The 24,709-nt window shown below is 40.2% G+C and carries 21 protein-coding genes and 8 tRNA genes; 27 read left to right on the top strand and 2 right to left on the bottom strand.

Annotated elements, in window-relative coordinates:
- Positions 1 to 10: 10 nt before the first annotated feature.
- A complete protein-coding gene (gene gloB, locus FET73_RS09165; RefSeq protein WP_154223642.1) occupies positions 11 to 778 on the bottom strand; it encodes a hydroxyacylglutathione hydrolase in 768 nt (255 codons plus the stop codon).
- A 51-nt stretch (positions 779 to 829) separates the two neighbouring features.
- Between gloB and rnhA the strand changes: the two genes are divergently transcribed.
- The 23 genes from rnhA (at position 830) to FET73_RS09050 (ending at position 19,921) form a co-directional block, all read left to right on the top strand.
- Positions 830 to 1,264 carry a ribonuclease HI gene (gene rnhA / locus FET73_RS09160; protein WP_154223920.1) on the top strand — a complete coding sequence of 145 codons (435 nt, stop codon included), beginning with the start codon at positions 830 to 832 and terminating at the stop codon, positions 1,262 to 1,264.
- Positions 1,261 to 1,959: a DNA polymerase III subunit epsilon gene (gene dnaQ, locus FET73_RS09155; protein ID WP_154223641.1), complete on the top strand. Its 699-nt coding sequence runs from the start codon at positions 1,261 to 1,263 to the stop codon at positions 1,957 to 1,959. Before rnhA ends, dnaQ begins: the two co-directional genes overlap by 4 nt.
- Before the next feature lie 65 nt (positions 1,960 to 2,024).
- Positions 2,025 to 2,957: a hypothetical protein gene (locus FET73_RS09150; protein ID WP_154223640.1), complete on the top strand. Its 933-nt coding sequence runs from the start codon at positions 2,025 to 2,027 to the stop codon at positions 2,955 to 2,957.
- A gap of 100 nt (positions 2,958 to 3,057) precedes the next feature.
- Positions 3,058 to 4,338, top strand: a complete 1,281-nt coding sequence (gene serS, locus FET73_RS09145) for a serine--tRNA ligase (protein WP_154223639.1) — start codon at positions 3,058 to 3,060, stop codon at positions 4,336 to 4,338.
- 91 nt (positions 4,339 to 4,429) lie between these two features.
- Positions 4,430 to 5,230, top strand: a complete 801-nt coding sequence (locus FET73_RS09140; protein WP_154223638.1) for an FHA domain-containing protein — start codon at positions 4,430 to 4,432, stop codon at positions 5,228 to 5,230.
- A 125-nt stretch (positions 5,231 to 5,355) separates the two neighbouring features.
- Positions 5,356 to 7,971, top strand: coding sequence for an alanine--tRNA ligase (gene alaS, locus FET73_RS09135; protein WP_154223637.1), 2,616 nt, complete (start codon positions 5,356 to 5,358; stop codon positions 7,969 to 7,971).
- A 129-nt stretch (positions 7,972 to 8,100) separates the two neighbouring features.
- Positions 8,101 to 8,316: a carbon storage regulator CsrA gene (gene csrA, locus FET73_RS09130; RefSeq protein WP_154223636.1), complete on the top strand. Its 216-nt coding sequence runs from the start codon at positions 8,101 to 8,103 to the stop codon at positions 8,314 to 8,316.
- Between the two features lie 280 nt (positions 8,317 to 8,596).
- Positions 8,597 to 8,687 (top strand) — tRNA-Ser (locus tag FET73_RS09125).
- Between the two features lie 89 nt (positions 8,688 to 8,776).
- A tRNA-Arg gene (locus FET73_RS09120) sits at positions 8,777 to 8,853 on the top strand.
- A gap of 142 nt (positions 8,854 to 8,995) precedes the next feature.
- Positions 8,996 to 9,072, top strand: a tRNA-Pro gene (locus FET73_RS09115).
- Between the two features lie 20 nt (positions 9,073 to 9,092).
- A tRNA-Arg gene (locus FET73_RS09110) sits at positions 9,093 to 9,169 on the top strand.
- A gap of 15 nt (positions 9,170 to 9,184) precedes the next feature.
- A tRNA-His gene (locus FET73_RS09105) sits at positions 9,185 to 9,260 on the top strand.
- 95 nt (positions 9,261 to 9,355) lie between these two features.
- Positions 9,356 to 9,439: transfer RNA gene (locus FET73_RS09100), tRNA-Leu, on the top strand.
- A 33-nt stretch (positions 9,440 to 9,472) separates the two neighbouring features.
- Positions 9,473 to 10,774, top strand: coding sequence for a trigger factor (gene tig, locus FET73_RS09095; RefSeq protein ID WP_154223635.1), 1,302 nt, complete (start codon positions 9,473 to 9,475; stop codon positions 10,772 to 10,774).
- Positions 10,775 to 10,800: 26 nt separating this feature from the next.
- Positions 10,801 to 11,403 (top strand): ATP-dependent Clp endopeptidase proteolytic subunit ClpP, encoded by a 603-nt coding sequence (gene clpP, locus FET73_RS09090; protein ID WP_154223634.1) that lies wholly within the window; start codon positions 10,801 to 10,803, stop codon positions 11,401 to 11,403.
- Between the two features lie 214 nt (positions 11,404 to 11,617).
- The gene (gene clpX, locus FET73_RS09085; RefSeq protein WP_154223633.1) at positions 11,618 to 12,877 is read left to right on the top strand and encodes an ATP-dependent Clp protease ATP-binding subunit ClpX; all 1,260 of its coding nucleotides are present in this window, start codon (positions 11,618 to 11,620) and stop codon (positions 12,875 to 12,877) included.
- 14 nt (positions 12,878 to 12,891) lie between these two features.
- Positions 12,892 to 15,285, top strand: a complete 2,394-nt coding sequence (gene lon, locus FET73_RS09080; RefSeq protein ID WP_154223632.1) for an endopeptidase La — start codon at positions 12,892 to 12,894, stop codon at positions 15,283 to 15,285.
- A gap of 179 nt (positions 15,286 to 15,464) precedes the next feature.
- Positions 15,465 to 15,737 (top strand): HU family DNA-binding protein, encoded by a 273-nt coding sequence (locus tag FET73_RS09075; protein WP_154223631.1) that lies wholly within the window; start codon positions 15,465 to 15,467, stop codon positions 15,735 to 15,737.
- A gap of 14 nt (positions 15,738 to 15,751) precedes the next feature.
- Positions 15,752 to 15,827, top strand: a tRNA-Val gene (locus FET73_RS09070).
- A gap of 5 nt (positions 15,828 to 15,832) precedes the next feature.
- Positions 15,833 to 15,909 (top strand) — tRNA-Asp (locus tag FET73_RS09065).
- Positions 15,910 to 15,968: 59 nt separating this feature from the next.
- Entirely contained in the window at positions 15,969 to 17,858 is a 1,890-nt protein-coding gene (locus FET73_RS09060; RefSeq protein WP_154223630.1) for a SurA N-terminal domain-containing protein, read from the top strand.
- Positions 17,859 to 18,001: 143 nt separating this feature from the next.
- Positions 18,002 to 19,144, top strand: a complete 1,143-nt coding sequence (locus FET73_RS09055; protein ID WP_154223629.1) for an EAL domain-containing protein — start codon at positions 18,002 to 18,004, stop codon at positions 19,142 to 19,144.
- Positions 19,145 to 19,423: 279 nt separating this feature from the next.
- Positions 19,424 to 19,921: a glycine zipper 2TM domain-containing protein gene (locus FET73_RS09050; protein WP_179952204.1), complete on the top strand. Its 498-nt coding sequence runs from the start codon at positions 19,424 to 19,426 to the stop codon at positions 19,919 to 19,921.
- A gap of 21 nt (positions 19,922 to 19,942) precedes the next feature.
- On the opposite strand, the gene FET73_RS09045 is transcribed toward FET73_RS09050, so the two are convergent.
- Entirely contained in the window at positions 19,943 to 20,401 is a 459-nt protein-coding gene (locus tag FET73_RS09045) for a GNAT family N-acetyltransferase (protein ID WP_154223627.1), read from the bottom strand.
- A 71-nt stretch (positions 20,402 to 20,472) separates the two neighbouring features.
- Here FET73_RS09045 and FET73_RS09040 point away from each other — a divergent pair, with 71 nt between their 5' ends.
- The 4 genes from FET73_RS09040 (at position 20,473) to FET73_RS09025 (ending at position 24,703) form a co-directional block, all read left to right on the top strand.
- The gene (locus FET73_RS09040) at positions 20,473 to 21,576 is read left to right on the top strand and encodes an SPFH domain-containing protein (RefSeq protein WP_154223626.1); all 1,104 of its coding nucleotides are present in this window, start codon (positions 20,473 to 20,475) and stop codon (positions 21,574 to 21,576) included.
- A gap of 1 nt (position 21,577) precedes the next feature.
- Entirely contained in the window at positions 21,578 to 22,633 is a 1,056-nt protein-coding gene (locus FET73_RS09035) for a TFIIB-type zinc ribbon-containing protein (RefSeq protein WP_154223625.1), read from the top strand.
- Positions 22,634 to 22,787: 154 nt separating this feature from the next.
- The gene (locus FET73_RS09030) at positions 22,788 to 23,636 is read left to right on the top strand and encodes a CorC family transporter (RefSeq protein ID WP_154223624.1); all 849 of its coding nucleotides are present in this window, start codon (positions 22,788 to 22,790) and stop codon (positions 23,634 to 23,636) included.
- Entirely contained in the window at positions 23,633 to 24,703 is a 1,071-nt protein-coding gene (locus FET73_RS09025; RefSeq protein ID WP_154223623.1) for a lipoprotein N-acyltransferase Lnb domain-containing protein, read from the top strand. Before FET73_RS09030 ends, FET73_RS09025 begins: the two co-directional genes overlap by 4 nt.
- Positions 24,704 to 24,709: the final 6 nt, after the last annotated feature.

The raw sequence follows: 24,709 nt of genomic DNA, 5'->3' as shown, positions 1-24,709 counted from the left end.
TTTGATGGCGTCAAAAGTTGTCTTTCCAATGCCGGAGTAGGGCAAAAGTTTCGGATGCTGTGTTTGGTTGTTGATTGAAGTGTCCTGAAACGGCTGAAACTATAGTTGGGTCACTGCAGTTTAAAAACGGGTTCAATGACTTTTCTACCGCCATTGTGCTAGGTAAGGAAGGCAAACCTTGCTTTCGTTTTTCATCTAGAAGTGTTTTGAATGTGTTTAGCTTCTGGTTTTTTGGATTGACTTCTTGAGCAAAGCGCCAATTAGATTCTGTGTATTCATGGGTACAATATACTTTAGTGTCATCGTTAAGTTGTTTCAATTGATTTAATGATGAGCTGAATTGTTCGGCAGTTCCTTCAAACATTCTGCCACAGCCTAAGCTAAAGAGTGTGTCTCCACAAAACAACATGTCCTTATTAAGATAACATATGTGGGTCAGCGTGTGGCCAGGTGTAAATAAGACTTTAAATTTGAGTTTAAGTTGTTCAATCTTGACGCTTGCTTTATCACTAACAACAGTTAAGTTACCAGGAATCCTTTCATCTTTGGGGGCAAAGACGGGGCAATCCCATTGGGTTTGTAATTCAACTAAACCATCGACATGATCGTAATGGTGATGGGTGATTAAAATCGCAGCTAAATTGAGGTTGTGGTTGTTTAAATAGGATGTTACTGCGGTGGCATCACCTGGGTCAACCACCACTGCATGACTTTGGTTTTGTAAAGTCCATATGTAATTGTCACTGAATGCTGGAATAGGATGAATCTTGATTTTCATATAGTCGATGTAATGTTTTATAATGCCTGCATGAATGATACTACTGAACGGATGCAAAAGGTAACGATTTATACCGACGGTTCTTGCTTAGGCAATCCTGGCCCAGGTGGCTGGGCGGCTTTATTGATGTGTCGAGGTAAAGAGAAAATGCTCACAGGACATCAAGCTGAGACGACTAATAACCAAATGGAAATGCAGGCTGTGATATCGGCTTTAACTGCTTTAAAATCCGCTTGTGATATTGAATTATATACGGATTCTAAGTATGTCATGGATGGCGCCACCTCTTGGATTCATGGTTGGAAGGCTAAGGGTTGGAAAAACAGTAAAAAAGAGCCTGTAAAAAATAAAGCCTTATGGCAACAACTTGATGCCGCTTTAATGAGACATAATATCAATTGGCATTGGGTCAAAGGGCATGCAGGTGATGTTAACAATGAGCGGGTTGATGAGGCTGCCAGGGCACAAGCGGAGCAATGCAGATGAATTTGATTGATGGCAAGTTAATCATGTTGGATACAGAGACCACGGGTTTAAAGCCTGATGACGGTCACAGAATCATTGAAATTGGTGCTGTTGTAGTCCAAAACCGAGAAGTCACTTCAGAACATTATCACCAATATACTCAGCCCAATTTTGAGATTGATGCAGAAGCTTTGGCGGTTCATGGCATCACTCAAGAGTTTTTGAGTGACAAGCCAACTTTTGAGCGCATCGTTGATGAATTTGTGGACTTTGTAAAAGGCGCTGAATTGGTGATTCATAATGCACCATTTGATGTCGGCTTTATCAATAATGAATTGATGCTGTGTGGCAAAGACTTTCGATTAGAGGATATTTGTAAAATCACCGACAGTTTAACCATTGCTAAGCATAAACACCCTGGGGCAAAAAATAATTTGGATGCCTTGTGTCGTCGGTATGGTATCAGTAACGAACACCGTACTTTGCACGGCGCATTACTCGATTCAGAAATTTTAGGTCAAGTATTCTTGGCCATGACAGGAGGTCAAACCAAATTAGATCTGTCGGTGAGTCAAGATGACGGTCTGCAAAACTTACAATTTAATCTAGATGATTTGCCTTCATTGGTCAGTGTCAAAGCAAGTGAAGATGAAATAAAGTCACATAAACAATGGTTAGAAAAAAACATGGATGAGGATTTAAAAATAAATTGGTGATTTTGTCCTGATAAATGACTTTATATCGTAAGAAAGGGTAATCAATGATATAAAAGGCAAATTCCATGAAACATTTATTCTTCTTATTAACTTTTTTCTCAGCTCAACTTTCAGCTCAAAACTTAGTCACCAATGGTGCATTTGACCAAGACATATCTGGTTGGGACACCACTTACTCTGATGCAGTTTGGGTGGCAGATGATGGCCATGCCGCTGATGGTGCTTTTGAAATAAAAACGGATTTTAATAATGGTGGCGTTTCTACTGCATCTTATACACCAATCGAAGTAAACAGCTCAAGAATGTATCGACTTTCTGTTTCTATGAAGGTGATGTCCAATACACAAGCAACAGGGGCCGCAGCAATCATTACCTGGCTGAATGAAGACCAGATGTCAGTGGGGTATACGGAGTTTTTATATTCAGATGATACTGTTAATGATGGCATATGGCACCGTGTCAGTATAGAAGTGATGCCGCCAGAAGGAATGAAGTATGCACAAATTGCTTTGGGCGTTGATACGGAAAATTCAGGATCAAATGAGTTATCTGTGGCAAGGTTGGACGATGTTAGGTTTGAAATTGCTTCACCAAACGAGTTTGCCATTTTGCCTTCACACAGTGGTTCTTGGTACAACCTTGAGCAGTCAGGTCATGGATTGAATGTTGAAATTTTGCCAGCTGGTCGAGCGCAAGTTTACTGGTACACCTATGACCATCTGGGTAATACCATGTGGTTGGTTGCGGTTGGCACACATGATGGTGTTAAATTTGAAGGTGAGGCTGCAGTTACTGATGGCGCTTTGTTTCCTCCATTGTTTAACAGCAGTGATGTTATGGTCTCAAGTTGGGGTTTTTTTGAGCTTCATTTTACCAGTTGTAATCAAGGTGTTTTTAAGTGGAAACCCAATAACATCAACCTTTATCCTGCAGGAGAAATGGTGGTTTCACGGCTGACTAAACTTGCTGGAATGGTATGCGATGAGTCGACTGAATAAAAAATAACTTCCTGTGTTTGTTAAAGGATGGCAGTCGACTTCAATAATGAGGGCTGTTGGGCTACAATGAGCCACTTTTTAGTAGTACAGATAATCAATCATGTTAGATCCACAACTTTTACGCAATGAATTGGAACAAACGGCTGAAAAACTGGCCGCACGTGGTTATCAATTGGACGTGGCAAAATGGCAAGCTTTAGAGCAATCAAGAAAAGCGGTTCAGTTAGAAACTGAAGCCTTACAAAATAAAAGGACCACCATTTCTAAATCCATTGGTCAAGCCAAAGGGCGCGGTGAGGATGTACAGCCATTGTTGGATGAGGTGGCTTCAATTGGTGCTGCTTTGGATGATTCTAAAGACAAATTAAAAGATATTTTGGCTCAAATGGATGAGGTGATTTTATATACCCCCAATTTAGCAGATGATTCGGTGCCATTAGGTAAGGATGAAGAAGATAACGTAGAAGTACGTACTTGGGGTGAACCCAGAAAGTTTGACTTTGAAGTCAAAGACCATGTTGAGCTGGGCGAAATTAGTCAAGGATTAGATGCTGAATCAGCGGCCAATTTATCAGGGTCACGTTTCACCCTTTTGACGGGCGAAATGGCACAGCTTCATCGTGCTTTGGCTCAGTTTATGTTGGATAAGCAGACCCAATCACATGGTTATAAAGAGTTTTACGTACCTTATTTAGTGAATGAAGAAACCATGAAAGGGTCAGGTCAGTTGCCTAAGTTTGCTGATGATGCATTCATAACGGAAGACAATCGTTATTTGATTCCTACAGCTGAAGTGCCTTTAACTAACTTGGTGGCCGATACCATTATTGATGAAGCTGATTTGCCCATCAAGATGACAGCACACACACCTTGTTTTAGGCGTGAAGCTGGGAGTTATGGTAAAGACACCAAAGGCATGATTCGCCAGCACCAGTTTGAAAAAGTGGAGATGGTACAAATTGTTCACCCTGACAAATCATTTGATGCATTAGAAGAGATGACCGGGCATGCTGAAGCAATTTTAAAGGCATTGAATTTACCATATCGTGTATTGGTGTTGTGTTCTGGAGACATGGGCTTTTCAGCCACAAAAACCTTTGATTTAGAGGTTTGGGTGCCAGCTCAAAACACATACAGAGAAGTTTCTTCAGTATCTAACTGTCTGGATTTTCAGGCGCGACGTATGAAAGCTCGTTTTCGCTCTGCTGATGTTAAAAAGCCACAATTGGTACACACTTTAAATGGTTCTGGGTTGGCCGTGGGCCGCACTTTGATTGCTGTGCTGGAAAATTACCAGCAAGCAGATGGCAGTGTTTTGGTACCAGAAGTGTTACAAAACTACATGTGTGGTAAAACTGTGATTAACTTGGCAAGCGTTTAATTGATTGCTTGCGCCTTTATTGGAGTTTGCTATAATCAAAAGAAAAACAAGGCTACAAACCTTTTATCAATAAACTTTCGGGACCAATAACATGAAATTAAACTTTCCGCATGGAGAATTGAAAGACAAAGACCTGGTAGACGGCGATTATCGCATTGGCTCATCTGATGAGGCCGAGGTGGTGATTAAGGACAAAGGTTTGGCAGAAGTACACGCCACATTGCATGTAAAGGGTAAGGAATTGTCAATTTCAATTGATAATGAGGCTCGTCTGGTTTCCGTTAATGGCAAACTGGTTAAGCAAAATAAAGAAGTCAGACCCAATGATTTGATTATTATGGCTCAGGTACATTTGAAAGTTATTGACGTGACTGAAGAGGAAGAGGACGATAACCGCACCCGCATCAGAATGGCTTTGCCTAAATTTGTATTGCGTGGTGTTTCTGGTGCTTATTTTGGTAAAACATTTCCTTTGCGTGGCGCCACCGTCTTGGGACGTCACTCTGAATGTCATGTCTGTATCAATGCCGACGGCATATCAAGGAAGCATGCACAAATAACTGTAGAAGCTGATGGTTTGTCGGTCAAAGATTTAGGTTCTTCAAATGGTACATATGTCAACGGGGAAAAAATTGATGAAGCACACTTGAATGTGGGTGATGAAGTTAAGCTTGATAATTTGAGGTTTTTAATTCAGACGCCAGGCATGCCAGAACCTGCTGGAAAAGAAGCTTCACAGAAAAACACAGCACCTCATGGAAATGCGGCTCCTCTTGAGCAGTCTGAATCGAGTGGTTCAGGCGCTTTGAAATGGGTGATAACCATAGGTGTATTGGGTGGTGCTGTATTCGCTGCATGGAAGATGGGCTATTTAAACGGCCTTCTTGGTTGAATCAAGGCTTCAAATTGGTAAAAGGCGCTGATGGCGCCTTTTTTTATGCATTCAGAATTTAATCATGTTGTATCTTGATACACAGTTCAATACAATCACATCGTTTTATCATTGAATTATTTCCTATGCTCAGTACCCAAGAAATCAGGGCGAAATTTTTAGACTTCTATGCTGAAAATCAACACGCCAAAGTCAAAAGCAGTTCATTAATTCCTGGCAATGACCCGACATTGTTGTTCGTTAATGCTGGTATGGTTCAATTCAAAGACGTGTTTTTGGGTGCAGAAAAAAGAAACTACACGCGTGCCACGTCATCGCAGAGGTGCGTTAGGGCAGGTGGAAAGCACAATGACTTAGACCAAGTGGGATATACCGCGCGTCATCACACTTTTTTTGAAATGTTAGGTAATTTCAGCTTTGGAGATTACTTCAAAAAAGAAGCGATTCAAATGGCTTGGGATTTTTTGACCAAGGAACTGGGTTTGCCTGTTGAAAAATTGTGGGTAACTGTTTTCGAAGAAGATGATGAGGCCGAAAAAATTTGGCTTAATGATATGGGTTTTCCAAAAAGCAGATTGTCACGTATCGGAGCCAAAGATAATTTTTGGCAGATGGGTGATACTGGTCCTTGTGGCCCTTGTACTGAAATCTTTTATGATCACGGTGAAGACATTGCAGGTGGTCCACCTGGTACGCCTGAAGAAGATGGCGACAGGTACATAGAAATTTGGAATCTGGTATTCATGCAATATGACCGTCAGGCAGATGGTACATTGGCTCCCTTACCTAAACCTTGTGTGGATACTGGCATGGGTCTTGAGCGAATTGCATCAATTATGCAAGGGAAGCACAATAACTATGACATTGACTTGTTTCAACATTTGATTAAAAAAGCAGTGGCATTGACTGGTGCACGCGACACAAAAGATCCTTCTTTGAAAGTGATTGCTGACCACATCAGAACCTGTGCATTTTTAATTGCTGATGGCGTTTTACCGTCAAATGAAGGGCGGGGTTATGTATTGCGACGTATTATCAGGCGTGCAGCCAGACATGGTCACAAGTTAGGTGCACAATCTTTGTTCTTTTACCATATGGTTCCGGCATTGATAGATGTGATGGGTGAAGACTATCCTGAGTTGGTAGAGCAGCGTGATGTGATTATGGCTGCTTTGAAAAAGGAAGAACAGAAGTTTGCTGAAACTTTAGGTTTAGGTATGCAAGAGTTCAATAAGATGACCCAAAAATTAAAGGCAAATGAGCCCGTCAGTGGAGCCGTTGCATTTAAGTTGTATGACACCTATGGATTTCCTTTGGATTTAACACAAGATGTTGCCAGGGAGTCAGGTCGCGCTGTAGATGTATCGGGTTTTGAGTCTCTGATGGAGGCGCAAAAAGTACGTTCACGATCAAGCAAGCAATTCACGCAAGCCAATCAACTATCAGCCGAAATCATTAAAACCCTTCCAGTAACACAGTTTTTGGGTTATGACAGGTCTGAATCCAATGCTGAAGTTGTGGCAATTATTCAAGAAGGTTCTTTGGTTGAATCGGTTGGTGCCGGTAGTCATGCCATTGTTATTTTAGATGCCACTCCAATGTATGCTGAATCTGGTGGCCAGGTAGGTGACAAAGGTGTTATCACAAATGATAGTGGAGTTCATGTTGTTGTGAGTGATACTCAAAAAGCAGCGAATCAATTCCATTTACATCATGCTGAAGTTAAATCAGGAGGTTTATCAAAGGGTGACCAGGTTAAGGTTCAAGTTGATCAATCATATAGGAATGATGTGATTTTGAACCATTCGGCAACACATCTACTGCATAAGGTTTTGCGAGATATTTTGGGTAAACATGTGCAGCAAAAAGGCTCTTTGGTCAATGCAGAAAAGTTGCGCTTTGACTTTTCACATGATCAAGCCATTGATTCAGAAACGTTGCAACAAGTTGAGCGGAAGGTAAACGATGCCATCAGAGCCAATTACAGTGCCGAAGCGAACGTCATGGCTTTCGATGAAGCCGTTGAAAGCGGTGCTATGGCGCTTTTTGGTGAAAAATATGGTGACGATGTTCGTGTCATGGATTTTGGTGGTTACTCTGTTGAGTTGTGTGGTGGAACGCATGTTAAGGCGACAGGTGATATCGGTTTGTTTAAAATCATTGAAGAAACTGCAGTGGCTTCAGGCATCAGAAGAATAGAAGCTGTTACTGGCTCTACTGCACTGTCGCTGATTCAGGAAAATGAAAGGCAATTGAGGTTGTTGGCTCATACTTTAAAGGCGCAGCCTGGTCAAATAACTCAATCTTTGATGCAGTTAATTGATAAGAATAAATCATTACAAGTTGAAATCGATTCAATAAAACAGTCTCAGGCCAATGCAGCTGTTAAAAATGTATTTGATTCAGTAAAAGTTGTGGGTGATGTACATTTTTTGTCACATGTATTTGAAAATACAGAAGTTGGTGTGTTGAGAGATCATATTGACGGTTTCAAAGGGAAGTTTGAAAAGGGCATTGTTGTCTTTGCGAATGTCAAAGAGGGAAAGGCTCAAATTTTGGTTGGTGTCACTGATGCGATGACTCAAGTGCATAAAGCAGGTGCTATTATTAAAGATGTGTTGGCTCCTTTAGGTGGTCGTGGCGGTGGTCGTCCGGATTTTGCTCAAGGTGGCGGAGATGGAGATGTCAAAACACTTGAAGCTTCAATAGCTAAAGTATTGAATACCTTGCAGCAAAAATAAAAATAGCACTTTAAAATCAGACGGAAATATAGTTTAATCTATCTTCTGTCTGAGTCTAACAATAAAAATAACAAGGCTCTATTGGAAAGCTCGCCCCGAGGGCTGAATGAAATATATAAGGAGAATAGCATGTTAATTTTGACAAGAAGAGTTGGTGAAACATTGATGATTGGTGATGATGTAACTGTTACCGTTTTAGGTATCAAAGGGAACCAGGTCAGAATTGGAATTAATGCACCCAAAGAAATAGCCGTGCACAGGGAAGAGATATATGAGCGGATCAAGAATGAAGAAACTGAATTGGTTGTAGAGGTTGAACCTGAAGATAATTTAGGTAACAAATAAAAAAGAATCAATTAATTAAAAAATCAAGTTGCAAAATTCATTTTATCACTTAAAATGAGCCACCCGTTAAGGCAGTGCTTTAACAGATTGCATGTTTCTATTTAATAAAGTTCATGTAACACGGAGAGTTGGCCGAGCGGCTGACTAAAATGTCTGGAACATTTTAGCCCCGCGAAGCGGACCCGAAGGGCGAAGGGCAGGAGCCGGTAGTCAGGCGTCTCCCATGGGAGCGCAGCACTTGATATGAATACACAAGTCTAAAAAGTATTTAAAAAGAAACGGAGAGTTGGCCGAGCGGCTGAAGGCGCTCCCCTGCTAAGGGAGTATGGGTCAAAAGCCCATCGAGGGTTCAAATCCCTCACTCTCCGCCATTTTCACTGTCTGATTTCAGGCGGTGTGAAAAAGATGAGAATTAATGTTGACTTTGAATTTTAAAAACAACATAATTCGCATCCCTTGAGCGCCCGTAGCTCAGCTGGATAGAGTACCTGGCTACGAACCAGGTGGTCGGAGGTTCGAATCCTTCCGGGCGCGCCATTTTAAGATTGATGGTAAAAATACTGTTAATTGAAAATCTTTGCCAAGTTGGCAAAGAATAAAACTTACTTTTATGATTGAACTTAAGTAGGTGAACGTATAAAATTCGCCAGCTTGATGAAATGAGTGAAGTAAGACCAGTCGGGGTATAGCGCAGCCTGGTAGCGCAACTGCTTTGGGAGCAGTGGGTCGGGAGTTCGAATCTCTCTACCCCGACCATTTTTTGTTAAAACCGCATTGCGCCCGTAGCTCAACTGGATAGAGCATCGCCCTTCTAAGGCGAGGGTTGCACGTTCGAGTCGTGCCGGGCGCGCCAGCGGTATTTGATATGGTGGCCGTAGTTCAGTTGGTAGAGCGCCAGATTGTGATTCTGGTTGTCGTGGGTTCGAGCCCCATCGGCCACCCCATTCATTCTTCTCATCATTTATATGCACTCCTTATATAATAGGGTGGTGATGGTAACTTGAAATTGTTTTCATTTACCCCATATACAACACACATTGCGAAAGTGGCGGAATTGGTAGACGCGCTGGTTTTAGGTACCAGTATCTTTGATGTGAGAGTTCGAGTCTCTCCTTTCGCACCATATTTATTGAATTAGAAAAACTTTGGAGTAAAGATGCAAATCTCTATTGATCAGTCAGAAGGCTTGGAAAGAATTGTTAACATCGACTTAGCTGCGGATGCAATTCAGTCAAAAGTAGATGCTAAATTAGTTGAACTGGGTAAAGAAGTTCGTTTGAAGGGATTCAGACAAGGCAAAGTGCCTAAAAATATTTTAACCCAACGATTTGGTCAGCATGCCCGACAAGAAGTGTTGGGTGAAATGATGCAAAACTCCATTGAACAAGCATTGAAAGAAAATGACTTGAATATTGTAGCTGCACCAGAAGTAACAGAAGCTGATGACAAAGAAGATGGTGGTTTCGCATTCAAGGCTAAAGTGGAATTGATGCCTGAAGTGCCTACGATTGATTACAGTGCACTGAAAGTAGAAAAAATGGTGGCAGAGATATCTGATAAAGACATCGATGGCATGATTACAAACTTGCAAAAACAAAAGCAAGACTGGAAAGAAAGTAAGGGTAAAATTGCCAACGGTGACTTAGTTACTATTGAGTATAAAACAACAGGTGAAGTTACATACCCAGAAGATGGCGCAGAAAAAATGGGCGTTCTTTTAGGTGAGAGTAACATTCCTGCTGACCTGAAAAAAGCCATTGTTGGCTTAAAGGCAAAAGAATCGGCTGAAGTGGATGTTGATTTCCCTGAAGACTTTAATGTTGCTGCTTTGGCTGGTAAAAAAGCCACAGTTTCATTTGATGTTGCAGATGTGAGAAAAGCCAAATTACCAAAAGTTGATGAAGAGTTTATCAAGTCTTTCGGAGTGGAAAGTGGTGATGTAGAAGACTTTAAAGGCGATATCAGAAAGAACTTAGAGCGCGAATTGAGTCAATCTATTTCTGTAGATTTTAAAAACAACGCATTAAAAGCATTGCGAGGTGCTTGTGAAGGTACTTTATTGCCTGAGTCTATGGTCAGTCGTGAAAGTCAGTTTATGGCTGAGCAAGAGGTTCAAAAAGCCAAGCAAATGGGTGTTCAAGATGCCCCTATGCCACCAGCTGACTCATTCAAAGAGCAAGCTTCTGATCGTATATTAAATACTTTGATATTACAAAATATCGCTAAAGAACAAGATATTAAAACTGATTTTGCTAAAGTAAGAGAGCAAATTAATGAAATGGCACAAACATTTGAAAAGCCAGAAGAGGTTGTGCAAATGTATTACAAGACACCAGAGTTGATGTCTAGTATTGAACAAAATGTTATGGAATCTCAAGTGATGGAATGGATAGAGTCACAAGTTTCAATTGTTGAGAATAAAAAGTCTTTTGATGACATCATGAAGCCTAAAGCATAATCACAAAAAGGTTTGGAGTGGATAATATGTTAGAAAACAAAGAAGCAATGAACTTGGTCCCTATGGTGGTTGAACGTACTGCCAGAGGTGAGCGTTCATATGATATCTATTCACGACTTCTTAAAGAGCGGATCATATTTTTGGTTGGTGCAATTGATGACCATATGGCTAATTTGGTTGTGGCTCAACTGTTGTTTCTAGAAGCTGAAAATCCAGACAAAGACATCAATTTATATATTAACAGTCCCGGTGGTGTTATCACTGCTGGGATGTCAATTTATGACACCATGCAATTTATTAAGCCAGATGTCAGTACCATGTGTATTGGTCAGGCTGCCAGCATGGGTGCTTTTTTGTTGAATGCAGGAACGTCGGGAAAAAGGTTTGCTTTACCCAACGCCCGAGTGATGATTCATCAACCTTTGGGTGGCTTTCAAGGTCAAGCTTCCGATTTTGACATTCACGCCCGTGAAATGTTAAAGATTAAAGCTAAAATGAATGAGTTAATGGCTAAGCATTCTGGACAACCTATAGAAAAGGTAGAGAAAGATACTGACAGAGATCACTTTTTAGGGGCCGAAGAAGCCAAATCATACGGCATTATCGACGAAGTTATCACTGAACGATAAACATACTAGAAATGTATTTAAGCCTGATTTTTCTTTGACGAGAGATTAGGCTTTTTATTCCCTCAAATCGTCAATGATTTAAATTTTGTCTTGAATATTAAGACAAATCCCACATATTCAAAATCAGCAAAGCAAAATTAAGCCAAAAGATCGAATTCTGATGGCATATTTTGTATGATATTGTCATATAAACTTAACCAATCTATACATCAAAATGAGCGAAGACAAAGGAATAGAAGAAATCAAGCATTGCAGTTTTTGCGGAAAAAACCAGCAAGAAGTTACAAAATTAATCGCAGGACCTAGCGTCTTTATTTGTGATGAGTGTGTGGATCTATGCAATGAAATCATCAGAGATGAGATTGAAGAAAACATATCTGAGGGTCTAGAGGATTTACCCACCCCAAAGCGAATTCATGAGTTATTGAACGACTATGTTATTGGTCAAGAAACAGCAAAAAAAGTGTTAGCTGTAGCTGTTTATAATCACTACAAAAGAATTCGTTCTAATTATGCAGATGGCAGTGATGTAGAGCTTTCAAAGTCTAATATTTTATTGGTTGGCCCAACAGGTTCCGGTAAAACATTATTAGCAGAAACATTGGCCAGGATATTGAATGTCCCATTCACCATTGCAGATGCAACGACATTGACTGAAGCGGGTTATGTGGGTGAGGATGTTGAAAACATCATTCAAAAACTGCTACAGAATTGTGATTATGATGTAGAAAAAGCTGAGTCTGGCATTATTTATATTGATGAGATAGATAAAGTGTCTCGAAAGTCTGAGAACCCTTCTATTACACGAGATGTTTCGGGTGAAGGTGTACAGCAGGCTTTATTGAAATTAATTGAAGGAACAGTGGCATCAATTCCTCCACAAGGTGGAAGAAAGCACCCACAACAAGAATTTTTGCAAGTAAACACCAAAAACATTTTGTTTATTTGTGGTGGCGCCTTTTCTGGTTTAGAAAAAATCATCCAAGAGCGTTCAGTTAAAACTGGAATTGGTTTCTCAGCTACAGTTGCCTCTCAGAAAGCACATGAAGAAGAGCTGGCCTTATTCAAAGGGTTAGAAGCAGACGATTTGGTTAAGTTTGGCTTGATTCCAGAGTTTGTTGGCAGATTGCCTGTGTCTGCTACATTAGAAAGGTTGGATCAAAGTGCGCTGGTAAGGATCTTAAAAGAGCCTAAAAATGCCATCTCAAAACAATTCATGCGATTATTTGATATGGAAAGTGTTGAGCTAGAAATTCGTGAAGATGCTTTTGAGTCAATTGCCACATTGGCGATGTCCAGAAAGACGGGTGCCCGTGGGCTCCGCACCATCATGGAGAATGCATTGCTTGACATCATGTATGACTTGCCTGATTTAGAAAATGTTGAAAAAGTAGTCATCGATCGTGCGGTGATTGAAGATGGTAATACCCCTTATATCGTTTACGGTGCCATTCCCAATCAAGGGACTGAATAACAAAGAGAGACAGCATGACTAATAAAACATCCGTATTACCACTGAGAGATGTGGTGGTATTTCCTGGTATGGTGGTTCCATTATTTGTTGGCAGGGAGAAATCGATTAAAGCGTTGGAAACAGCGATGAAGGACAATTCTCCTGTTATTTTGGTGGCACAACGCCTTCCAGAAGAAGACCAGCCTCAAATTTCTGATGTGTTTGATGTTGGTACTTTATCTTCTATATTGCAGATGGTTAAGTTACAAGATGGTACGCATAAAGTCTTGATTGAAGGCAAATCACGTGTACAGCTTCAAAACCTTGAAGATACCGAATATTTTAAATCTGACTATATAGAACTTGAATGTCTAGAGCCTGAAAGCAATGCTGAGACTGTTGCGCTTAAAAGGGCATTGCGTGAACGTTTTTCAGATTATGTAGGTAAGCATAAAAAGATTCCTAAAGAAATATTGAATAACATTGGAAGTATAGAAAGCTTTCAAAAGTTAACTGACACTGTTTCTGCTCATTTGCAAATCAAACACCAAGAAAAGCAAACCATATTAGAAATTCTCGACACACAGGCACGCTTGGAATACATTCTGACGCTGATTGAAAAAGAATTGGAAATGATGGTCATGGAAAAGAAAATCCGTGGACGTGTCAAAGGACAAATAGAAAAAAATCAACGTGAGTACTATTTAAACGAACAAATCAAGGCAATCAAAAAAGAGTTAACTGATATTGATGAAAGTAATTCTGAGTATGGTGAATTAGAGAAAAAAATTGCCGAAACAAAATTGTCACCAACAGCTAAAGAAAAAATTGATTCTGAATTTAAAAAGCTGCAAATGATGCCGCCCATGTCTGCTGAAGCGACTGTGGTCAGGAATTATTTGGATACAGTTTTGGCCTTGCCATGGGAGCAAAGATCTGAATTAAAGCTGGATTTGGCTTATGCAAAGCAAGTGTTAGATGAAGATCATTATGGCTTAGAGGAAATTAAAGAAAGAATCCTTGAGTACCTAGCGGTACAACAAAGAACACCCAAAATGAAAGGTGCCATCATGTGCCTTGTGGGACCGCCAGGTGTGGGTAAAACCTCTTTGGGTAAATCAATTGCCAAAGCCACTAATAGAGCTTTCAGTAGATTTTCATTGGGCGGTGTGTCTGATGAGTCAGAAATCAGGGGTCATAGAAGAACCTATATAGGCTCTATGCCTGGTAGAGTTATACAAAATTTAAGCAAGGTTAAAAAATGCAACCCTGTTATGATTTTGGATGAATTAGATAAAATGTCACGAGATTTTCGTGGTGACCCTGCAGCTGCGTTACTCGAAGTATTGGATCCGGAACAGAATAACGCTTTTGCCGACCATTACTTAGAAGTTGACTTTGATCTTTCAGAGGTGATGTTTATTGCTACAGCGAACTCTTTGAATATTCCAGGACCATTGCGTGATCGCATGGAGATTATTCGAATCCCTGGATATACCGAAGAGGAAAAAATTGAAATTGCCCTTCGTTATTTGATTCCTAAACAATTGAAAGCGCATGGCTTAGGTAAATCAGAAGTCAAAATATCAAAGGCTGCCATCAAAGAGATAGTTCGTTTTTACACACGCGAGTCAGGTGTTAGAAATTTAGAACGAGAAATCGCAAAAGTTGCTAGAAAGGCGGTTAAAAAAATATTAACTGATGAAAAAGTGAATACAATCAATGTGTCAGTTAAAAATATTGATGAATTTTTAGGTGTTCACAAATGCAGCTATGGTGTGGCAGAGAAAAAAGACGAAGTGGGAGTCGTAACCGGTCTGGCGTGGACTGAAGTGGGAGGTGATTTATTGCAAATTGAAGCTGCCGTTTATCCAGGTTCCGGCAAGTTGACATTGACAGGCCATTTGGGCAATGTGATGAAAGAGTCAATCCAAGCAGCTTTGTCTGTAGTTAAATCAAGATCGCATCTGTTAGGTGTTGATGAATCTTTGTTTAAAACCAACGACATTCATATTCATGTGCCAGAAGGTGCAACTCCTAAAGATGGCCCAAGTGCTGGAATTGGTATGTGTACGGCTTTGGTCTCTGCATTAACGGAGAATCCGGTTAAGCGAACAGTTGCTATGACAGGAGAAATTACTTTACGAGGCAGGGTGTTGGCCATTGGTGGATTAAAGGAAAAGTTACTGGCGGCTTTAAGGGGTGGAATTAAGACTGTAATTATTCCACATGAAAATGAAAAAGACTTGAAAGAAATGCCTGATAATATCAAAGAGCAGCTATCAATCATTCCTGTTAAATGGATTGATGAGGTGTTGACTTTGGCTTTGTTTCAGAAAATAGTGCCAATAGATAAAAAAGATGTTGTTATCGAGGGTGCAGACAAAGTAGTTAAAACTAAGGATTCTGGCAAAGAAAATCGTCATTAACGCTGGAAATTAGAACCCAAATGTTGTAGGTGTTGGTCGCTTTTATTGATGATTTCAAGAAAAAATAAAAAAGATTAAAAATAGTTAAAATAAATTGGCCTAAATGCTAAATGTTAGTATAAAATGCGCCTTTCTCGACGGAATGTCGGATTTAAAAATAAGAACGAAGGAGTTAAGAAATGAAAAAACAAGATTTTATCAGAGCAGTTGCAGAATCTGCTGATGTATCTCAAAACACCGCTTCAGACGTATTTGATGCAGTAGTTGGTACTATTACTGATGCCATGAAAAATGATGACAAATTAACGTTTGTTGGCTTCGGTACTTTTTCTGTTAAAGCGCGTGCTGCCCGTCAAGGTCGCAACCCACGCACTGGCGAAACCATTGAAATTAAAGCTGCTAAAATTCCTTCATTTAAGGCTGGTAAAGCACTTAAAGATGCAGTAAACTGACGCTCCACTGAATCGGGTGCTTAGCTCAGCTGGGAGAGCATCGCCCTTACAAGGCGAGGGTCGGGGGTTCGATCCCCTCAGCACCCACCAGATTCGGAGCGGTAGTTCAGTTGGTTAGAATACCGGCCTGTCACGCCGGGGGTCGCGGGTTCGAGTCCCGTCCGCTCCGCCATACTAAAAAGGGTGTCATATGACACCCTTTTTTTTTAGTTATTTTTAGGTATATTAAATATGTTAACTTGGATCAGAAAGAAATCTTCAGGTTTGTTAATGACCTTTGTCATGGGGTTGTTGATTTTGGCATTTGCCATGTGGGGTGTGCAAGATTACTTCACACAATCAAGCAATGATGCTGTAGCTGTCGTCAATGGTGAAAAAATTTCCATCAATGAGTACAGTCAACAATTTAGTCAGTATAGACAGAATTTAATGAACCAGTTTGGCGAAGGGTTTGACCCGAGTTATTTCGAATCTCCAATGATGAAACGAAATTTCTTGGAATCAATGATAAACAATGAGTTGTTCAAACAAGCAGCAGCAGACAGTGGCTATGTAGTGACAGCATCTGAAATTAGGGCAATTATAGAAGACGCTGCTACTTTTAAAGACGCTTCAGGTAAATTCAGTCCTGAACTGTATGCTTCCTTCTTATCTCAAACAAACCAATCCGCTACTATTTTACAGGGCAAGATTACTGATGGACTTATAGCAACCGCTATTAACGACGCTGTTGATTTAACCAACTTCGTGACTCCTGCAGAGCAAAAAAGTATAGCTGCTTTAAATCTACAAACCAGAAATTTTGATTATGTTGTCGTGTCTCCGCAACCATTCCTAGAAAGCATAGAGTTGAGTGATGAAGACATCAAAACTTATTATGACAACCATCATGACCAATACATGACAGAACCCCAAGTTGCTGTTGATTATATTGAGTTGAATGCAGAAACTGTGGCTGCGGATATTCAAATATCTGAACAAGAGGCCTTGGAAGATTTTGAAAAAAATAAAGTCTTGTATCAAAAAGGTGAACAGCGATTGGCTTCACACATATTAATTAATGACTCAGACGATGCACAAACAAAAATCGCATCGTTGAAGCAGCTAATTGATGAAGGTGCAGATTTTGCAGAATTAGCGAAAGAAAACTCAGAAGATCCAGGTTCTGCAGCTCAAGGTGGAGATTTGGGATGGGTTAATTCTGGTGACATGGTCGCAGAATTTGATGAAGCCTTATTTTCTATGTCTGAAGGTACTGTTTCCGAGCCAGTTAAAACCAGTTTTGGTTACCATTTAATTAAATTGCATGAAATAAAAGCATCAGATGGCCCTATTTTTGAAGAAGTAAAGAATGACATTGTTCAAGCTTTGCAAGCTCAAAAAGCGGAAAATCTATTTTTAGACAAGGCCAGTGAGTTGGCGGCTTTGGTTTTGGATGCTGAAGACAATTTAGATTCTGTAGCTGAAGATTCTGGTTTTGAATTGAAAACAACTGGATTATTTACCAGAAACAGCGGTGAAGGTTTGGCAGCTAATGCAGATTTTAGAGAAGCGGCATTTTCAGGTTTGGTAAAGGATGATCTACAAAACTCTGATGTGATCAATATTTCTGACACACATATTGTCTTTATTCATATCAATGAAAGTAAAGAAGCTGCATTGAAGCCTCTCGAAGAAGTGAGAGAGTCTGTGGCTGCGGCTGTTAAAAATGAACAGGCTAAGGCTATGGCTGATGAACTTGCTGAGAAACTATTAACATCGGCAAATGACGGACAGACTTTACAGCAGTTGGCTGATGAGAATGATTTAACATTAGTTGTAGCAACTGATGTAAAAAGAACGGGATCAGAACACCCATTTACTTTGGTTGCTAATGTTTTTTCAACTGAACTTAATGAAGGAGACTCTACAGTGCTTCTTGAAGCCAATGGAAATGATGTTGCATTGGTTAAATTGACCCAAATTAATGATGCTGACTTGGAAAATGTTGATTTAAATAGTGAAACGGCCCAATTAAGCAGAAATGTTAAAGCCAATGAACAACAATTGTTGATTAAAGCACTCAGAGAAAAAGCGGATGTTTATATCAATGAAGATATGCTCAGTCAGACTGGTTTCTAAAAGCAACAATCAGCTGTTAATTAAAACCCCGGATACTTCCGGGGTTTTTTTTTGAAAAAAATACAATATTTGCAGTAATGGTAGTTTCAGTTGTTATTTTCCATAAAACAATTCAGAATAAGTATAAGTAACTGGAGCAAATTATGGGTTCACATCTGAGATTTTATGAAGCAGGAGAGGTGATTTTTCACCAAGGTGAAACTTCAGACTGTGCTTATGTAATTGAGCATGGCAAAGTTGATATCTTCATTGAAGATGAATCTCTTGATACATTAGTGGTTGGCGATTTGTTCGGTGAGATGGGGGTTCTTGATCAAAAGCCCCGATCTACTTCAGCCAGGGCGCTTACTCAGGTGGCTTTGTTAAAGGTCAAAACAAATCAAATAACAGAGCGACTGCAAGGCAGTGACCCAATTGTTAAGGCGTTGGTGCGTGTATTGTTAAAAAGGTTCAGATCGCTGCTGTCTAATGATACATCATTGGATAGTGATGTCCTTTTTTCAGAAGTCGAATCAGTCATTGAAGATGCTGGGTTAACGAAAATTAAGCTTGAAAGTGAGTTAAGAACAGCAATAGGGAACCAACAAATTGAAACAGTTTATCAGCCTATAAATGACATCGCTACAGGAGACATTGCTGGTTTTGAAGCGTTGAGTCGTTGGGAGCACCCAGATAAAGGGGTGATATCTCCTTTTGAGTTTATAACTTTGGCCGAAGAAACTGATTTAATAGTGGATGTTGGGCGCTTGGTATTTGAAAGAGCGTGTCAGGTACTCAGTCGTTTACCTGAACATTATTTTATTAATATCAATGTTTCACCTAAACAGTTAGATAATGATTTGTTCCTACAGCATGTGGTTAATTTAATGAAGCAAAATGGTGTGGCTCCATCGCGGCTGAAGTTAGAAATAACAGAAACTATGGTTGTTGATTTTGAACAAGCCAATGAATGGATTCATAAATGTAAAGCATTAGGTTTTCCAATATGTGCTGACGACTTTGGTACTGGTCATTCTGGTATGCAACAGCTAGTTGAATTAGATTTTGATGTTTTGAAAGTGGACCAAGTGTTTATTAGAAATATGTTTGAAAATAAAAAATACGCAACGGTTCTTCAGTCAATAGCAAGGATTGGTACTGATCTAGGTATGAAACTGGTAGCAGAAGGTGTTGAAGAAAAAGAGCAATATCAATCTTTAAAGCTGTTGGGATTTGATTATGGTCAGGGCTATTACTTTGGTAGACCCATGTCAGAATCTGATGTATTAAAATTGACAGAAAAATAAGGGCATAAAAAAACCATGACTTTTGGCATGTTTTGGCTTAGAATTCTACCCGTGGGTAAGTTCACTTCTACACAGGATATGGTCAAAGTCCTTGAAGTGAACATGGGTTGACATCATAGGGTTATGATGTCGCCTTTGTTGGCCGAGTTTTTCTCGGCCAACCTTTTGCAAATCTCACGCTTTTTAGTTAATTTTCTTACTATTTCTGCTTCTTTATTCAGTTTTTGTTCACTTCGAGGCAACTATGATATTTCGTATACCATAATTTTGAGGTGCAAAATGAAAAATACATGTTTAATGTTGTCACTGGTGTTGAGTGGCGTGGCTTTAGCTGGCCGATATAATGATGTGATTTATGTTGATGTAATAGACGCACAGCCGATCATAGAAACCATTTCAGTACCTGAGAGTAGGGAAATTTGTGAGCGTATGCCACTCGATAAACGGTACAGCAAAAAACACAAAGGCGGTTCAATCCTTGGTGGAATTATTGGTGGTGCCATTGGCAACAAGTTCGGAAGAGGCAGTGGAAGGGATGCCGCTACAATTGCTGGTGTTATGATTGGCGCCAGTGTGGGTGCACAAAAGGACAAAGCCCGGAATCGCTATCATGAAGTAGAAACCAGGTGCTTTATTGATACTGTCTATGTTGAAGAGGAACAGCTCATAGGTTATGACGTGTCTTATCGATATAACGGTGAGTTAAGGTATATTGAAATGGCTGAGTACCCTGGTGATCAAATTAAGCTGCGATTGAATGTTTCGGTAATTGAATAAAGCGATTATTCAAGTGTTTTTTTAACCCTGCCATTCCATATAATAATCAGCACGGTCATAAGGGGTGTTAAAAGGACACTCCTTAGCAACAAAGTGATATTTTTCATAAAGTTTGATGGCCGTCTTGAGTGAGGAATTGGTTTCTAAATACAATGATTTACCAGGAATGGATTCAAAATGTGAAATACAAGCGTCCATCAATCTTTTACCTAAGCCTTTGCCTTGGCTTGTTTTAGTAACGGCCATTTTGGTTAATTCATAAACTTGATCACCGTGGTGTTTCAATGCGCAACAGCCCAATACACGGTTATTATCCAATATGTAGAAAATAAAACCACCTTGCTGAATGATTTTTTGTGGTTGAGAAAGAACCTGTTCATCAATGGGTTCAACAACAAAGTACTTTTCAAGCCATGCCAGATTCAATGTTTTAAAATGAGGACCTAAGGTGGGGTCATTGATTGCTATTTGATAGGACATTATTTTTGGGCTATTTATGTTATTTAATTGTGTTGCTATAATAGTTATTTTTAATCAAGAGGGCAAGGCTGATGGGCATATGGGATAAGTTGTTTGGAGAGCTGGTTGATGTCATAGAATGGACGGATGATACACAACATACCTTGGTGTATCGTTTTCCACGATATGGTAATGAAATAAAAAATGGTGCCATGTTGACAGTCCGTGAAGGCCAGGTTGCTATTTTAGTGAATGAAGGTGAAGTGGCAGATGTCTTTACACCCGGTTTATATGAGTTGTCCACAGCAAATGTACCAATCCTCTCAACGTTACAGGGCTGGAAACATGGCTTTGAAAGTCCCTTTAAAGCAGAGGTTTACTTCTTCAATAGCACCGTTTTTACTGACATGAAGTGGGGTTTACGAAATCCTTTGATTTTACGTGACCCTGAATTCGGTGTCATTCGCACAAGGGCTTTTGGTTCTTATGCTTTTAAAATCAAAGACCCAGGTCTTATGCTCAAAGAAATTGTGGGTACCGATGGTCATTTTGTTTTAGAAGAAATCATAGGTCAATTGAAAAACTTGGTTGTAACTGGATTTGCTAAAGTGATCAGTGAAGCCAAAGTGCCTATTTTGGATTTGGTAGCCAGTTATGATGATTTAGGAAAGTTCCTTACAGATCAATTACAACCGATGTTTGGTGCCTATGGATTGTCATTAGAAACTTTATTGGTTGAGAATGTGTCAGTTCCAGAAGCTGTTGAGCGGGCACTGGATGAACGTGCCAGCTCCATTGCTGTTGGAGATTTAAATCGGTTCACAAGGTATCAGCAAGCACAGTCGATGCGAGATGCAGCTAATAATCAAAGTACAGCAGGCTCTGGTATGGCTATGGGGATGGGCTTTGGTATGGCGCAATCATTTGGTCAAGCGCTTGGACAGGGCGATGCCACCGATCCATTGGCCCCACCACCGATGCCTGAAAAAACGGAGGTCATAAAACATTATTTTGCGGTCATCGCTGGGAAACGTGTAGGGCCAATAAACTTAGCAGCAGTGAAAGAGCTCATAGAAAAGCATGAGTTAGAAGCAGAAACTTTGATGTGGACTGCAGGATTGCCCGAGTGGGTGGCTGCTGATACATTGAATGAAGTGGAAAGCTTGTTAAATAATCAACCACCAGCCATGCCCTAAAATGACGCAATACAGAGCGTTTAAATGTAAAGCCTGTGGTTCGGATATGGATTATGCCATTGGCTTACATTCTCTAAAATGTATCAGTTGCGGCGCAGCGGAAGTCATTGAAGTGGCGGGAATGGATTTTACCGCCCATGATTACTTGCATACATCTCGAAAAGTAGATCATAGTGATGTCAATGCAGTACAACATGAGCTTCATTGTGAAAACTGTGGTGCTGATTTTGTTATGCCAGCTCACGTTCATGCTGATGAGTGTCCCTATTGTGATTTGAATGTGGTTGTACCATTGGGTTTAGAGCGACAGTTGGTGCCTGATGGATTGATGCCTTTTGAAGTCAATCAACAGCGAGCAGAAAAAGGGTTCAAAGAATGGCTTCATGGTTTATGGTTTGCCCCAAATGCTTTAAAGCGAAAGGCGATTCAAGCACAACCTATTGTTGGTTCATATATGCCGTTGTGGTCGTTTGATGCTGATACCTATAGCCGATATACGGGTTCAAGAGGAGATAATTATGTCACCACTGTCAGACGAAATGGTGAAACGCAAACTGTGGTCAAAACACGGTGGCGAAATGTCAGTGGTGATGTTGATGTCAAATTTGATGATTTGTTGGTGCTCGGAACAGAAAGTTTGCCATTGAAATTTCAAAACTTCTTATCTGATTGGAAGTTAAATCAATCTATGTCTTATGATGCCCGGTATTTGAGTGGCTTTCGATCAGAGCTTTATACCATTCCGTTGTCCCAAGGACTGACAAATGCCAAGCATGTCATGAACCAAGTCATCAGAGCGCATATACGCCGAGACATTGGCGGTGATCATCAAAGAATTTACAGTACAGACACCAGTTACCACAACCTCGGTTTTCAGTTGATTTTGGCACCAATTTGGATATCTGCTTTCAATTACAATAAAAAAACTTTTCGTTATGTCATCAATGGTCAAACTGGAAAAGCTTATGGAGAACGGCCTTGGAGTTGGTGGAAAATAGCGGGACTTGTTGTGACTTTGGCAGGTTTGGCAGCAACGGCCTATTATTACTCCCAGTAAACACAAGATAAATCAAATGCTTTATTTAACAGTAGCAAGCTAACAGTCATCAGTTGTTGTGCAGAGGTTCCTTAATAAAAACATAGACAAATCAGTCAATGGCAGATTAAACTTTGTGCTTGTACAATAATCTTGGGTGTATTAAAAGACCTGAATGACAGAAGACCAGAGTAGGAATGATTCTGAACAGGAAAATCAGAAATCATCATGGCTAAGTAAATTGGCCAATATGTTCACGGACGAACCTCAAAATCGCACCGATTTAGTTGAAGTTCTCACTGAAGCACATCACAATAAATTACTAGATATTGATGCATTAAATATGATGAAAGGCGCTTTAAAAGTGTCTGAACTTCAGGTGCGTCAAGTTATGGTGCCACGCGCACAAATGGTGGTTGTTCCAAAAACGGCGGCATTAGAAACGATTTTACCGATTATTGTTGAATCTGGTCACTCTAGATTCCCTGTTGTTGGTGAAGATAAAGACGAGTTAGAAGGCATTTTGCTGGCTAAGGATATATTGAAATCCTTTGTCAAAGAAGAAGAGCAATTTGACTTGGGCCAATTCATCAGACCTGCTGTTGTGATTCCTGAATCCAAACAGGTTAATATTTTGCTTAATGAATTTCGAACCAGCCGCAATCACATGGCCATCATTATTGATGAATACGGGGGTGTGGCGGGCTTGATCACAATCGAAGACATCTTAGAAGAAATAGTTGGTGAGATTGATGATGAGTATGATGGTCATGAAGACCCTTATGTGCTCAAAGTAAAAGAAGGTCATTACCGCATCAATGCTTTGACAACCATTTCAGATTTCAATGAGCAGTTTAAATACCAATTTGATGATTCAGAGTATGACACTTTAGGTGGTTTGGTTGCTGCGCATGCGGGAAGGCTGCCAGAAACGGGTGAGCAAATTCAAGTTGAAGACTTGCTGTTTAAAGTGTCTAAAGCAGATAAAAGAAGGATTGAGTTTTTGGAGGTTGAGTTGAGTTGAAGCGCATTAACGCCAAACTGTTCTTGATTCTTGGGCTGCTTTGGGCAGCCCAAGTCACATCTGCGCGTCAATTTTATTTGATGACAGTTGAGCCTGGCACTGAGTTTTGGTCAGTGTATGGTCATACGGCATTGGTGATTGATGATGATGTTTATGGCTTTGGTGTGTTTAGTTTTGAGCAAAAAGATTTTTATCAATCCTTCGCGCGCAATGAAATGACTTATATGGTTGGTCATACGGCGGTTGAAGATGAGGTTTATTGGGCAGAGGTAGAGGGTAGAAAAATGACGATGCTGCCATTGAACATTTCTGTTGATGCTCAGAACGAAATCATGGCCTATTTACGCTGGCACTTCAAACCAGAAAACCAAAGTTACGCATATGATTACTTTTTGCAAAACTGTGCCACCAAAATTCGAGATATCTTAGATGGTGCAATGGACGGTGAATTGCAAGCAAATTTCTCAAATCAGGGTTCTGGTAGTTATTTTTCACACACTTTTCCCGTCAACAACCAATCTCTGATGACTTTTGGTCTCGCTGTGGCGTTTGGGCATGCTGCATATCAGCCAAGGACTGATTGGGAGTTGATGGCATTTCCAATGTTTTTAAGGCACAGCTTATTACAGCCTGGCATGTCAGACTGGCATGGTGAACTTGAGGTCAAGGTGAATAAAAGTGATGCTGACAGTTGGTTTCAATTTTTAAAAACACACTTGTTTTTGATGTTACTGACGGTTTTGATGCTGTTGTGTTTAGGGTTGAAGCCAGTGCGAAAGTTGACAATTAATGTTTGGCTGAGTGTACAGTCTTTGGTGGGCGTTATATTGTTGTTTTTGTGGTTTGGGACGGCACATGAAATGGCCGCATGGAACATTCAGTTGTTAATCTTTTCTCCCCTAGCTGTTGCTGCGATCAAATTTCTGCAGATCAGAAAGGTGCTTTGGTTGTTTGTGATTTTATGGGTGCCTTTGGCTATATGGCAAGGCAGCTGGTATTTATGGCCTTTAATCGTGGTGAATACTTGGGTACTTATTTTGATGGGCCGTCAGTTAAAAACGCATTGAACCACC

The organism is Marinicella rhabdoformis, assembly GCF_009671245.1.
GTDB lineage: Bacteria > Pseudomonadota > Gammaproteobacteria > Xanthomonadales > Marinicellaceae > Marinicella > Marinicella rhabdoformis.
The sequence above is the reverse complement of the archived record's forward strand: the minus strand, read 5'-3'. Positions and strand labels throughout refer to the sequence as shown.